Source organism: Caballeronia mineralivorans PML1(12) (assembly GCF_001028175.1).
GTDB classification, from domain to species: Bacteria; Pseudomonadota; Gammaproteobacteria; order Burkholderiales; family Burkholderiaceae; genus Caballeronia; species Caballeronia mineralivorans.
Genome location: NZ_AEJF01000078.1, coordinates 1 through 12928 on the forward strand (window position 1 = coordinate 1; position 12928 = coordinate 12928).

The 12928-nt window shown below is 61.8% G+C and carries 13 protein-coding genes and 1 pseudogene; 10 read left to right on the plus strand and 4 right to left on the minus strand.

Annotation, left to right across the window (positions count from 1 at the left end; genetic code table 11):
* Positions 1-187 (plus strand): annotated as a pseudogene (locus tag EOS_RS47000) (hypothetical protein); the annotation flags it as partial.
* Between the two features lie 91 nt (positions 188-278).
* The gene (gene infA / locus EOS_RS11475) at positions 279-548 is read left to right on the plus strand and encodes a translation initiation factor IF-1 (RefSeq protein WP_047846762.1); all 270 of its coding nucleotides are present in this window, start codon (positions 279-281) and stop codon (positions 546-548) included.
* Between the two features lie 200 nt (positions 549-748).
* Here infA and EOS_RS11480 read toward each other — a convergent pair whose 3' ends face one another.
* From EOS_RS11480 to zwf, 3 genes are read right to left on the minus strand one after another with little or no spacing between them, the layout of a single operon-like run.
* The gene (locus tag EOS_RS11480; RefSeq protein ID WP_053063843.1) at positions 749-1639 is read right to left on the minus strand and encodes a Cof-type HAD-IIB family hydrolase; all 891 of its coding nucleotides are present in this window, start codon (positions 1637-1639) and stop codon (positions 749-751) included.
* Positions 1636-2457 carry an ROK family protein gene (locus EOS_RS11485; protein ID WP_082163313.1) on the minus strand — a complete coding sequence of 274 codons (822 nt, stop codon included), beginning with the start codon at positions 2455-2457 and terminating at the stop codon, positions 1636-1638. Before EOS_RS11485 ends, EOS_RS11480 begins: the two co-directional genes overlap by 4 nt.
* A gap of 10 nt (positions 2458-2467) precedes the next feature.
* Positions 2468-4006, minus strand: coding sequence for a glucose-6-phosphate dehydrogenase (gene zwf, locus EOS_RS11490; protein WP_047846763.1), 1539 nt, complete (start codon positions 4004-4006; stop codon positions 2468-2470).
* Positions 4007-4209: 203 nt separating this feature from the next.
* Between zwf and EOS_RS11495 the strand changes: the two genes are divergently transcribed.
* The 5 genes from EOS_RS11495 to EOS_RS11520 all read left to right on the plus strand — a co-directional run bounded on the left by EOS_RS11495 (position 4210) and on the right by EOS_RS11520 (position 8374).
* On the plus strand, positions 4210-5097 hold the full coding sequence (locus tag EOS_RS11495) for an arylamine N-acetyltransferase family protein (RefSeq protein ID WP_047846764.1): 888 nt from the start codon (positions 4210-4212) through the stop codon (positions 5095-5097).
* A gap of 9 nt (positions 5098-5106) precedes the next feature.
* Positions 5107-6810 (plus strand): peptidoglycan D,D-transpeptidase FtsI family protein, encoded by a 1704-nt coding sequence (locus EOS_RS11500; RefSeq protein WP_047846765.1) that lies wholly within the window; start codon positions 5107-5109, stop codon positions 6808-6810.
* Between the two features lie 131 nt (positions 6811-6941).
* Entirely contained in the window at positions 6942-7274 is a 333-nt protein-coding gene (locus tag EOS_RS11505; protein WP_047846766.1) for a hypothetical protein, read from the plus strand.
* A 61-nt stretch (positions 7275-7335) separates the two neighbouring features.
* Positions 7336-7614: a hypothetical protein gene (locus EOS_RS11510; RefSeq protein ID WP_047846767.1), complete on the plus strand. Its 279-nt coding sequence runs from the start codon at positions 7336-7338 to the stop codon at positions 7612-7614.
* Positions 7615-8065: 451 nt separating this feature from the next.
* On the plus strand, positions 8066-8374 hold the full coding sequence (locus EOS_RS11520; RefSeq protein WP_047846827.1) for a hypothetical protein: 309 nt from the start codon (positions 8066-8068) through the stop codon (positions 8372-8374).
* Positions 8375-8525: 151 nt separating this feature from the next.
* On the opposite strand, the gene EOS_RS11525 is transcribed toward EOS_RS11520, so the two are convergent.
* Complete coding sequence (locus EOS_RS11525) at positions 8526-9521, minus strand: HoxN/HupN/NixA family nickel/cobalt transporter (protein WP_087881921.1); 996 nt, start codon at positions 9519-9521, stop codon at positions 8526-8528.
* 320 nt (positions 9522-9841) lie between these two features.
* Here EOS_RS11525 and EOS_RS11530 point away from each other — a divergent pair, with 320 nt between their 5' ends.
* The 3 genes from EOS_RS11530 to EOS_RS11540 all read left to right on the plus strand — a co-directional run bounded on the left by EOS_RS11530 (position 9842) and on the right by EOS_RS11540 (position 12847).
* Positions 9842-10873 carry a fatty acid desaturase gene (locus tag EOS_RS11530; RefSeq protein WP_047846769.1) on the plus strand — a complete coding sequence of 344 codons (1032 nt, stop codon included), beginning with the start codon at positions 9842-9844 and terminating at the stop codon, positions 10871-10873.
* Between the two features lie 48 nt (positions 10874-10921).
* The gene (locus EOS_RS11535; RefSeq protein ID WP_047846770.1) at positions 10922-11734 is read left to right on the plus strand and encodes a phosphate/phosphite/phosphonate ABC transporter substrate-binding protein; all 813 of its coding nucleotides are present in this window, start codon (positions 10922-10924) and stop codon (positions 11732-11734) included.
* 123 nt (positions 11735-11857) lie between these two features.
* On the plus strand, positions 11858-12847 hold the full coding sequence (locus tag EOS_RS11540) for an LLM class flavin-dependent oxidoreductase (protein ID WP_047846829.1): 990 nt from the start codon (positions 11858-11860) through the stop codon (positions 12845-12847).
* Positions 12848-12928: the final 81 nt, after the last annotated feature.

The following is a 12928-nucleotide window of genomic DNA, read 5'->3' on the forward strand; positions in this document are numbered from 1 at the left end:
TGAGGCGTCGGTGCGCATCCGCCGCGCGCCGCCGGCCGGTGAGGAAGCAACGGGCGAAAGCCGTGTGTTCCGGATCGCGCAGACGGGATCGTTCGAAAACGGCGGTCAGGCGCGCCGGGCGTGCTTGCTGCATGCGGAAAAGCTGATCGACGGCCAGATCGACGGCCAGACTGTTGCGGATCTGTGACTAAGCGCGACAGTTAGGCATCAAAAGGCATCGCGAGGTCGGGCCGGTCTCGCATACAATCGCAACGAATCAATGAATTAAGGAGCTTTATATGGCGAAAGAAGAGTTACTCGAGCTGGACGGCATTGTTGACGAAGTGCTTCCCGACAGCCGCTACCGCGTGACGCTGGACAACGGCGTGGTCGTGGGCGCGTACGCATCGGGCCGCATGCGCAAGAACCACATCCGGATTCTCGCGGGCGACCGCGTGACGCTGGAATTGTCGGTGTATGACCTGACGAAAGGCCGGATCAACTTCCGGCACAAGGACGAACGCGCGACCGGCGGCGGTGGTCAGCGTCCGCAAATGCGTCGCCGCTAAGCAAAAAGGCTGTCGTGGCGCGCCGTTAAGGCGAGTCCTGCACAGTCCTGTGCGTCAGAGTCGAGAGCCAAGCTTCGTCGGCGCCGCCGCTGGATGCTGCCAGTCAGCATCGCATGGCGCCGATGCCGCTCTCTCACGCGCTTTATTCTGCTTTATCCTCGCTTTGTTCTTTAAGGCGCGTTGTTTTTATTCAAAACAAATCAACGCCCCTTTCGGGCCGCCAGCAATCCGTTGAGGCCTGCGGCGAAGCCGTCGCCGTCGTTCGTGGCCGACACAAACGTCGCGTGCGACTGCACTTCCGCCGACGCCTGCCCCATCACAATGGACACGCCCGCCACATCGAACATGGCGACGTCGTTGCCCATGTCCCCCAGCACCGCCACATTTTCCATCGCAACGCCCGCAAGCCGCGCCAGTTCGCGCACGCCCTCGCCCTTGTTCGCGAGCGGATGCGTGATGTCAAGGTAATAGGTTTGTGAGCGCATCGCCATCGCGCGGCCTTTGAGCGTGTCCTGGAACTCGGCTTCCTTGCGCTGAAGCAGCGCCGCATCATTCGTCGACGCGACAATCTTTTCGATCGAATTCAGATCGATATTTTCGAAACGCTTGACCACCACAGCGTCATATCCGACCGTCCGGCGTTCCAACGGCACGTATTCGCCGCCGGGATTCGTGATGTACCACTGGTCGTCGATGAACACCCACGCGTCGATCCCGTCACGCTCCAGGCTTTGCAGCGCCGTCTGCGCCGCGTCACGCGGCAGCCAATGAGCGCTCAACGTTTTCCAGCCGGCGGGATCGACGAGCTTGCCGCCGTTGAAAGCGGCAAACGGCGTCTTGATTCCCAGCGTTTCCACGATCGAATGCATGCCCTTGCCCGGCCGGCTGCTCGCTACCGTGAATTGGACGCCCGCGGCGGTGAGATTGCGCACGGCTTCCTTCGCGGCCTCACCGAGCGACTTGTCCGTGTAGAGCAGCGTGCCGTCGCAATCGGAGATCACGAGTTCGATCTTGGCCAACGCGGCCAAGGCCTGTTCCGGGTCGCCATGACCGGCAGTGAGCTTCAAACCGGTAGCGCCGATGGCTGTCATTCGAACGCTCCCGCGGGTAATTGCCGCGTCTCGCGCACGGAGCGCGGGTGCCAGAGCCTCGCGCCGCCTTCAATGCCTGCCTCGTTCGACACGACTTTCACGTTACCCGGCAAGTCGAAATTGAGATTGGCCGCATTGCCGCCGCCGATCCACAGCCTGTCGTAGTTCACCAGCGAACTCAGGATGCCGATGATCTTCTCCACGCGACGATTCCAGCGCTTGTTGCCCGCCTTGTCGCGCGCCGCGTTGCCGATATATTCGTCGTACGTCTTGTTCTTGCTCACCGGATGGTGCGCCAGTTCGAGATGCGGCATCAGTTCGCCATCGCGGAAAAGCGCGGTGCCGGCGCCCGTGCCGAGCGTCAGCACGAGCTCGATACCTTTACCGTCGATGGCAGCGAGCCCCTGCATTTCGGCGTCGTTGATGATGCGCACCGGCAGGTTCCCCAAGTGCTCGGCGAGCATCTGCGCGAGCGGCACGTTGCGCCAGTATTCATTGCCAAGATTCGGTGCGGTCAGCACATGGTTGTCGCGTACTACGCCCGGAAAACCGATCGAGATCTGCGTGGGCGGCAGCGGCTTTACCAGCGGTCCGACCAGCTCCACCAGTTTTTCCACCAGCACGTCTGGCGGGCACGGATGCGGCGTGGCCACTTTTAGCCGCTCGGTTTCCATCTTCCCGTGTGCGTCGATGATGGCAGCCTTCAGGCCAGTGCCGCCCACATCGATGGCTAGAATCCGTTCTTTCGCGCTTTTGCGTTTTGCTGTCTTGCTTGCGGCCGTCTTTTTCACTGCTGTCTTGCGTGCTGCCGTCCCCATGCTGTTCTCCTTAGTTCTTGTCGTCTTGAGTGTGTTCGTCGGCCAGCGGGCGCCACGCGCGACCGTCGGCATTCAGCAGCGCGTCGGCTTCCTTCGGTCCCGCACGGCCCGCGGTGTAGCCATGTACCGGCAACGGACCGCCTTCGGGATGCAACACGTTGTCAACCGCCGCCCAGCTCGTTTCAATGCTGTCGGCGCGCTGGAACAGCGTTTCGTCGCCGAGCATACAGTCGTACAGCAGTGTTTCGTATCCGACGTTCGGTCTCTCGGCGAAAAAATCGCCATATTTGAACGATGACTTGACCGCCCCGATCTGCATCACCGGCCCTGGAACCTTCACGTTGAAATCGAAGGTCGTGCCGTGTTCCGGGTCGATGCGCAAGGTCAGCACGTTCGGCACGAGCTTATCCACGGCTGTATCGCGGAACAACAGGAATGGCACCGCTTTCAGTTGCACCGATATCTCCGTGCGCCGCGCCGTCATCCGCTTGCCGGTGCGTAGATAGAACGGCACGCCAGCCCAGCGCCAGTTTTCGACAAACACCCGAGCCGCCGCATAGGTCTCCGTCTGGCTGTCCGGCGCGACGTCGGGTTCCTCGCGATACCCCGCCATCGTCGGCGATTTCTCGTATTGGCCGAGCACGACGTCGCCGGGTTTCAGAGGCTGGATGGCGTCGAAGATTTCCGCTTTCTTGTCGCGCACGGCTTCGGCGTCGAATGAATTCGGCGGTTCCATGGCGACCATGCCGAGCAACTGGAACAGGTGGTTCGGGAGCATGTCGCGGAAAGCGCCGGTCTGCTCGTAAAACCCGCCGCGCCCTTCCACACCAATGGTTTCCGCCGCTGTGATCTGCACGTGATCGATGTATTCGCGCCGGAAAATCGGCTCGAACAGCGCGTTGGCGAAGCGCACGGTGAGAATGCTCTGAACCGTGTCCTTGCCGAGAAAGTGATCGATGCGATAAATCTGGTTTTCGCCGGCGAACTTGAGAATGCTCTCGTTCAGATCCTTCGCCGAGGCATAGTCATGCCCGAACGGCTTTTCGATCACCACGCGCCGGAAGCCCTGCTCGCTCTCTTTCAACAATCCGACCTTGCCGAGCCGCTCGACGATCGGCTTGAAGAAGCGCGAACTGACGGCGAGATAAAAAATGACATTTCCGTTGTCGCCCAACGTCTGCTTCAGCTTGTTAAATACGTCGTCGGTTTCAAACTCGCCTGCTACGTATTGCAGGCGGTCCGCGACCCAGTTCCACGCTTTCTCGTCGAGTTTCGAGGTATGGAAAGCGCCGGCTTTATCGGCGGCGAATTTTTTAAGCGAATCAGTCAGTTGGTCGCGCCACACGCTCGTTTCGAGTTCGCCGTGGTTCACGCCGATGATCTTCATTCTGTCGTCGAGCAGGCCATCCGACGACAGGTTGTACAGCGCCGGCATCAGCAGCCGTTTGGTCAGGTCCCCGGCTGCGCCGAAGATGACCAGCGTGCACGGCGGGGCGGGATGCTTAGCCAGTGGCGGCGAGGAGGTTGCGGTAGCGAGTGAGGTCGACATAGGGTTCTTTGAAAAAAGAGTTGAGCGCACTGCCTATTAAAGACCATGTTGGCCGCTTCACAGTTCAAAATCCCGGCCAATCGGCCTGCTTATGCCATCCGGCGTATGCAATATGTAATCAGCGCGGGGGCTGTGCCGTAGAATGTCGGCACCTCGCGGCGGCTCGCCCGGCCTCGTTTCCCTTATCAGGGCAGGAGTTTCACATGAATCAAACACTCTCCCCGGCACAACTCGCCGCCTATTTCGACCGCATCGGCTGCATCGGCTATTCCGCGCCAGATCGCGGGCCTCACCAGGCCACGTCCGATACCCTGCACGCGCTGCATCGGCTGCATCCGCAGGCCATCCCGTTCGAAAACCTCGACGCGCTGCTTGGGCGCACGCCGCGTCTCGACCTGGAGTCGGTGTTCGCGAAGCTCGTGACGGCGCGGCGCGGCGGTTATTGCTATGAACACAACCTGCTGTTTCGCGCGGTGCTCAACACGCTCGGCTTCGAAACCACCGGCCTTGCCGCGCGCGTGATGTGGAGCGACCCGGCCGCGATGCCGCCGCGCACCCACATGATGCTCCTGGTCGAAACGCCCGATGAAACCTGGCTGACGGACGTCGGCTTCGGCAGCATGACGTTGAGCGCCCCGCTGCTGTTCGACACCGGCCGCGAACAGACGACACCGCACGAGACGTTTCGCATCGACCTGATCGAGCGCGGCGATTTCTTGCTACAGGTGAAACTCGGCGATGCCTGGAAGCCGATCTATCGTTTCGACCTCGAACCGCAATTTCCCGCCGATTACGCAATGGCGAACCATTATGTATCGACCTTTCCCGAGTCGATATTCCTGAACCACCTGATCGTGGCGCGGGTGATGCCCGGTGAACGCCGGACCCTGTTCGACGCGACCCTGACGCGACGCGGCAAGGCCAGTGGTTTCGAAGCCAAGCGCGAACTGACAACGGCCGCCGAACTGCGCGGCGTACTGCAAGACGTGTTCGGGCTCGCGCTGGCCGATAACGAAACCTCGCCCCCAGCCGGCGGACTCGACACCGTGCTCGAGCGCATCATCCGGTCGTCCGTATCCACCCCGTCCTGATTCGTCGCGATGCGTAAAACCGCCAAGCGAGCCCATGAATCTTATCGGACGCCCGTGAAAAATGCCGTGCTCGAAAGCCGGTTGCCGCGATGGCGCTCCACGCTGGTCGTGCTGCTGATGTTCGGTGCGTTCGCGTCGCTCGCGGCGCGCGCGCTGTGGGTGCAGGTCGTGAACCAGGATTTTTATATCGGCGAGGGGCAAAAGCGTTATCAACGCACGCTGGAACTCAGCGCGACGCGCGGGCGCATTGTCGACCGCAACGGCGCAATACTGGCCGTGAGTCTCGCAACCTACGCCATCTGGGCAACGCCGTCACGCTTCGATCCGCAGACCCAGCCGCCTATCGCCCGCCTGCTTGGCATGCCCGAGAAAGAACTGGCACGCCGCCTAGGCGCGGAGCGCTCGTTTGTGCTGCTGAAACGGCAAGTGGATGCCGACACCGCCGCGCGTATCGCGGAAACCGGGCTGGCGGGCGTGACGCTCGTGGCCGACACAAAACGCTTCTATCCCGAAGGGGAATCGGCGGCCCACGTGGTCGGTTTCACCGATAACGAGGACAAGGGCCAGGAAGGCATCGAACTCGCGGCGAACGACCGGTTGACGGGCGAACACGGTCAGCGCGAGGTGATTCGCGACCGGCTCGGGCGAGTGGTGTCGGAGATCGGCGAAGTCGAGTTGCCGGAGAATGGCGAGACGATTCATCTGACCATCGACCGCCGCATCCAGCAGCTTGCGCACACGCAACTGGCGGCGGCGATCACGAAGCATCGCGCACGCGCAGGCAGCGTGGTCGTGCTCGACGCGAAGAACGGCGAGATCCTTGCTCTCGCGAACTATCCCACCTTCGATCCGAACGACCGCACGCGGCTGACCGGTGAGCAGTTGCGCAACCGCGCGCTGACCGACACGTTCGAGCCGGGTTCGACCATCAAGCCGCTGGTGGCGGCGCTCGCTATCGACATGGGGCATGTGCGGCCGGACACGCGCATTGATACCTCGCCAGGCACGTTCAAGCTCGGGCCGAACGTGATCCACGATACATCGAACCACGGTGTCATCACGGTCTCCGAAGCCGTGCAGATGTCGAGCAATATCGCGCTGACCAAACTCTCGCTCAAGCTTCGCCCGCAAACGGTGTGGGACAAGTATCGCGAATACGGCATCGGTCGTGCGCCGGACCTGACCTTCCCGGGCGCTGCGACCGGGCGTTTGCGGGCGTACGAACGCTGGCGGCCGATCGAGCAGGCAACCATGGCCTACGGCTACGGCCTCTCGTTGTCGCTGTTGCAGATCGCGCAGGTTTATACGGCTTACGCGGGAACCGGCGAGTTCCGGCAATCGATGCTGATTCGCGGCCAGGTCACGCCTGACCCGGTACAGGTGACGAAACCCGCGACGGCGGCGGCCGTGCGCGACATGCTCGAACTCGCGATGGGACCCCGTGGCACGGGACGTGCGGCAGCAGTAGACGGGTATCGCGTGGGCGGGAAGACCGGGACGGCGCGCAAGCAGGTCGGGCGTACGTATGCGGCGAACAAGTATCGCGCGTCGTTCGTCGGCATGGCGCCGATGAGCGATCCGCAAGTGATCGTTGCCGTGATGATCGATGAACCCTCGGCGGGTGCTTACTATGGCGGCACCGTCGCCGGGCCGGTGTTCTCAGGCGTGGTTGGCGGTACGATGCAGCTTCTCGGCGTGCCCCCGGATGCATGAGCGCCGGCGAGCTTTCGTCACGGTTAGTCAGGGTCCACGCGGACGGAAAACGTAAGGCCGCCGTGATGTAATGGCAGATTGCCTTAGCCGAAATTCGACGAAAAAGTCAGTCGAAAACTTTGAAGGACACCATGAAAAAGATTGTCGGCGCTCTCGCGCTCCCCTTGTTCCTGCTGCAAGCCTGTGCACAGTTTCATAACGCCGATGCCGGCCAGCCCGAAGTGGAAACGGCGACCAGCGCGTCGGTGGCGAGCATCGTTCAATGCCTGACGGACGAAGCGCAGAAACACAACGCGACGTTCAAGAAAACGCCGATTCCCCAGGGCACCATGCTCGAATTCGGCGACTCCAACGTGATCAAGGTTCGCTTCGATAACGGCGAAACGTCGTATCGGTTTTATCCGGGCGAGCGCCATCTGTCGAATCTATGGCTTGAAGGCGCGAGCAAGAAATGCGCGCCTTGAGGTGTTTTGATGAGGTGTTTGATGGCCCGTTCGCAGCACGACCTTTTTTGGTCGACTGATCGTGCGTTCGACTAAAGCCATCAACGCCGTCGAGCGTCTCAAGACACGCTCCGGCAACCCGCACTATGCTGCCGTCAGCTTGAGCGGCGGGCTTTTTTATCTCGTCGACCGGGCGGCAAGCGGTGAGCAGAAACTTTCCGCACCGCAGACCATGGACGATTTCGTGGCGTTTGTGAACGCGCTCAAGCCCGAGAAACCGCGACGCGTCAGCAAGCTCGACCTGGCGATGGACGAGCAGATCAAACGCAGCGGCAAGTCGCGGATTCCAGGGGACGAGTGACGAGCTGTCAAGCATCTGTTCGATGTCCTGAGACAGTGGCAATCGTCACCGGTCGGTCGTCAGTGAAGCCCGGTTCGCTCCTCTCCCTACGCTCCCTACGCTCCCTACGCTCCGCCCCAACGTCCTACGTTAAGCATTGCGCCGCCGGACAATAGCGTTGTTCGGCGCATCCCCTTCGTGTGCCAGCGCACCGAAAACGTTTGCATTGCCCGTTTATTCGCGCGCTTTGCGTCTTCGCACGGTTATCGATGGCCTTCAATGTGCGATTTCAGACGGTGCGCGTATCCGGCGCTTGCGACCATGCATCAACGGTCGCATCAAACCGGGGGCCGCCCGACGCGCACATAGACGCGCAGGCGAAGAGGTATAGCCGGACGCCGCAACGGCCACGCCAGTCATCGAGAGAATCGACAGCGTGGCCTGAAGGACGCCGGCAAGCATGGGGGCGCAGATGAAAGCCAAAAGATGTCCGACCTCGGAAGGTCCAGGAACGTCGACACAGGCCGACGCGGAGCTTCAACACATCGAACGTGCAATCGGCCAGTTGCGGGCGATGAGTCAGAAAGCGGCCGGCACGCTGAACGTCGAATACTGGCACGAACGGCTGACCGCAGTCTGTACCGGTTACGTGCTGGTGCCGGCGCAACGGCGCCGTATCGATGCGCTACGCAAGGTGCTGGACTCCCTTTCGCAACCGCAGGGCGACCCCACCTCGGGGCGCAAAAGAACGACCAACAGGCTTTGGGCGAAAGCGGCGTAACTACGGCGCTTTCGCCATCGCGCACCACGCGCGTAATCGAGCGCGGCTTTCGAGCCGCCCGAAGTCGTGTTCAAAGTAAAACGATCAGGTGTGTTTATCGATCGTGGGTTCGAAGGTTCATTAAGAAGCTTGCGGCGGCAGCCCGCTCGTTTCAGCGCGCAACCTCGCGATCGAGCGAATCATAGCCGCGCCATTTGTATATCAATGCAGAGAGTAGCCAGGTCATGACAAACACGCCCACGATCACATAACCGAGCGTGCCCAAATGATCGGACAACGCGCCCGCGAAATCCCAGATACCGCCCTTCAGTTGCAGCTTGTCCGCAATCAGCCCAAGCGTCTCTATACCGCCCACCAGCACAGCGATGACCACGGAGATCAGCGTCACCGTGAGGTTGTAGTAAAGCTTGCGGATCGGCTTCATGAAGGCCCAGCCGTAGGCGCCGAGCATCAGCATGCTGTCGGCGGTATCGATAAGCGACATGCCTGCCGTGAACAGGACCGGGAACACGAGAATGGACCACAGCGGCATGCCGCGCGCAGCCTCGGCCGCCGCAATGCCCATCAAGCCGATCTCCGTGGCGGTATCGAAACCGAGGCCGAACAGCAAACCCAGCGGGTACATGTGCCAACTGCGCGTAATCAGGCGGAACAACGGTTTCAGCAACCGGGCGATCAAACCGCGGTTGCCGATCAGCAGATCAAGATCCTCTTCCTGATAGGGCTCGCCGCGCCGCACGCGCCTGAACGCACGCCATACGCCATGCAGCACGAACAGGTTCATGACCGCGATCGCGAACAGGAACAGCGCGGACACCACCGTGCCGATCACGCCGCCGATCTCCTTGAATGACGCCAGGCTGCCCTGCATTGCCAGCGCCGTGACTGCGATCAGCGCTGTGGCGAGCACCACCACGGTGGAGTGCCCAAGCGAGAAGAAAAAGCCCACGCCAAGCGGGCGTTGTCCCTGCTGCATGAGCTTGCGCGTGACGTTGTCGATAGCCGCTATGTGATCGGCGTCGACCGCATGCCGCAAGCCCAGCGAATAAGCGAGCAGCGCGGTGCCGAGCAGCATCGGATAAGCGTGGAATGCGACGAATGCCCAGACCCACGCAAGCACATTGAAGCCGCCAAGTGCACCGAGCATCCAGAGTGTTTTTGCCGTGAATATTCCCGGGCGGGAAGATGGGATTGGAAGGGCATTCGAGGATGTCGGCGCGGGCGGTTTAGTCATTCTTTGCAAGCTGGGGAATGGCAAAGGGTCAGGAAGGATTCAAGCATAGCGTGATTTGTCTGATCGCCAATAATGGGGCGCGTCCGTTCGCCCATAGTAAAAGGCAGGCAGGTTCCCAGCGGGCAACTCTGGCACGCCGATTCTTCACACGGGAACAAGCTTAGCGGGAATGCTTGGTTTGGCAGGCAGCGCAGCGCCGCTAAGATCGTGGCTCGTTCCGTTACAGAATTGCCATGAGCCTTTATATCGACGATGCTCAACGCCATCGGATTCATCAGCTACGCGCGTCCTGGCGCTGGCGCAGCGAGTGGCCGACCTGGTTTCTGATTGTGGCTGTGTATGGCGGTTGGTTCGCGACGGCGCTCAATGCGCGGTCGATAGGAATGCCCCTGGCCGTAAGCATCCTGGCTGTGCTGTCGTGCCTGTATCTGTCCTTGCAGCATGAACTGCTGCATGGCCATCCGACGCATTTTCCCCTGTTTAACGCACTGCTCGGCGTCGCCCCGCTCGCGGTCTGGTTTCCCTACGCGGTGTATCGCGAATCGCATCTGCGCCATCACAACGACGCTCATCTCACCGATCCCGATCTCGATCCGGAAACCTGGTTCGTCTCCGCCGAACGCTGGCGCAGTGCCGGAGCGGCGGTGCAGTTTCTGCTCGTTATCCGCAACACGTTCTTCGGCCGCATCGTGCTTGGCCCGTGGTTTTCCATCGTGGAAACGATGATGTACGCAGTCGCCCGGATAGCGCGAGGGAATGGCCGCATCGCAAGCGCCTGGGCCCTGCATCTCGTCCTGCTCGGACTGCTCGCGGCGTGGCTCGACCGCCGATGCGGCATCAGTCCGGCGCTCTTCATACTCGGCGTCGGTTATCCGGCGCTTGCGTTGAGTGCGATCCGTTCGTTCCAGGAACATCGCGCCGCCGACAACATCCCCGAACGCACGGTCATCAACGAAGCATCGTGGGTCTGGCGTCTTCTGTTTCTCAACAACAACTTTCACTCGGTTCATCACGACTTGCCGAGCGTGCCCTGGTTCGCGCTGGCTAACGTTTATCATGAGCACCGCGACGCGTATCTGCAGCGCAATGGCAGCTTTATTGTGCGCGGTTATCAGGAATGGCTGGTGCGGCATGTGGTGCAACCGGTTGCACCCGCGTTGCATCCGCTTCACGCGCTTAATGTGCGAGCCGATCAGATTGCGCTGGCTCGGGCTTCCGTGGCTGGGTCCGCAACGCTTGGCGACGACGCGGCGCAGCCTGTCTGATGTGTCTCTCCGACGAGGTTTTCGTCGGTGGAATGGGAAAGAACCTGCATGAACTGGGTGGCCGCGTTACCTATGTACAACGTCACGCCGGCACTCGCCCACGACTGGCGCGCTTTGCTCGACCATGTCCATCGCCGTTTGCGGCCTTGGCTCGAGGCACGCGGCGACACGCTCGCCATTGTCGATCCCGCGACATCCCTGGACGAATTCTGGCTGCGTGAGAACCTGCTGCTGTCGCAGACATGCGGCTATCCGCTGGTGAAAGCGCTCGCAGGACGCGTGCAGCTTGTCGCAACGCCCGTTTTTTCCGTCGATGGCTGCGCGGGCGGCGACTATCGCAGCGTTCTGGTCGCCAGGACCGCGGCGGGTGTCACGTCGCTCGCGGCATGCCGCGGACTGCGCGCGGCGTTCAACAACCCCGACTCGAATAGCGGTATGAACCTGCTGCGCAGCGCCGTCGCGCCGCTTGCCGGCGGGCGTCCGTTCTTCGCGTCGGTGATCGAAACGGGCGGGCACCTGGCGTCGCTGCAAGTCCTGCTGGACGACCGCGCCGATATCGCCGCCATCGACTGCGTGACCTTCGCATTCGTGCTTGACAAGCTTGCCCATCTCGGCCGCGGCGTGGTCGAAATCGGCGCGACGCGAAGCGCGCCCGGCTTGCCGCTGATTGCATCGAAACGGGTGCCGCCGGACGGCATCGAGGCGCTGGCGATCGCTCTCGCCGACACCATCGCGGAGGATCGTCCGCTGGCAAAACGGCTCAAGCTCGATGGCTTTGCCAATCGACCACTCGACGACTACGCAAGCATTCTCGACATTGAAACGGACGCCGTGAAGCGCGGTTATCCCCGCCTCGCGTGAGGGTAGACACGGCAGACTTTCCTGACTTTCGGCACAATCGGCTTTCACCCACGCGTGCACGGTGCGTTTTGGATTTTCGTCCGGGGCCGCGCGCCGCCGCTGCACGAAGTCATGGAAGCCGCAATGATCCCGTTTTCAGTTCTCGATTTATCCCCTATTCCCGCCGGATCGACCGCCGCCGACGCCTTCCGCCACTCGCGCGAACTGGCCCAGCACGTCGAAAAACTCGGCTACCTGCGCTTCTGGCTCGCCGAGCATCACAACATGACCGGCATTGGCAGCGCCGCGACTTCCGTGGTGATAGGACACGTTGCCGCAGGGACAAGCACGATCCGCGTTGGCTCGGGCGGCGTAATGCTGCCGAATCACGCGCCGCTCGTGATCGCCGAGCAGTTCGGCACGCTCGAGTCGCTGTTTCCCGGACGGATCGATCTCGGCCTCGGCCGCGCGCCCGGTACCGACCAGACAACCGCCCGCGCGCTGCGACGCGACCTCCAGGGCAGCGCGGATAATTTCCCCGACGACGTCGTGGAATTGCAGCGCTATTTCGCCGATCCCGTGGAAGGCCAGCGCGTACGCGCCGTGCCGGGCTCCGGGCTGAACGTGCCAATCTGGCTGCTCGGCTCGTCCACCTTCAGCGCCCAGCTCGCCGCTGCGCTCGGCCTGCCGTTCGCCTTCGCCTCGCATTTCGCGCCAGACTACCTGCTGACCGCACTGCAGGTTTACCGGACCCAATTCCGGCCGTCGAAACAACTCGATCGCCCTTACGCGATGGTGGGCGTCAATGTTTTTGCCGCCGACACCACGGCTGAGGCGGAGGTTCTCTTCACATCGCTACAACAGCAATTCATTAATCTGCGACGTGGCACGCCGGGCCAGTTGCCGCCGCCCGTCGAGCAGATTGCGTGGAACGAAGCGGAACGCGCCGGCGTGGAGCATTCGCTGGCGTGCTCGGTGATCGGCGATCAACGGCAGGTGGAAGCGGGACTTGCCTCGCTGATCGAACAAACCCAGCCGGACGAGTTGATGGTGACCGCGCAAATCTACGATCACGCCGCCCGCCTGCGCTCGTTCGGGATCACGGCGCAGGCCCGCGCGACGCTGGCGGCATAGAGGAGCGGCATCGCCTCCCGTATGTCAACTGAATGTCAATTGTTAAGCGGCACGGCGAACACGCATTCAGGTGCTGGACGG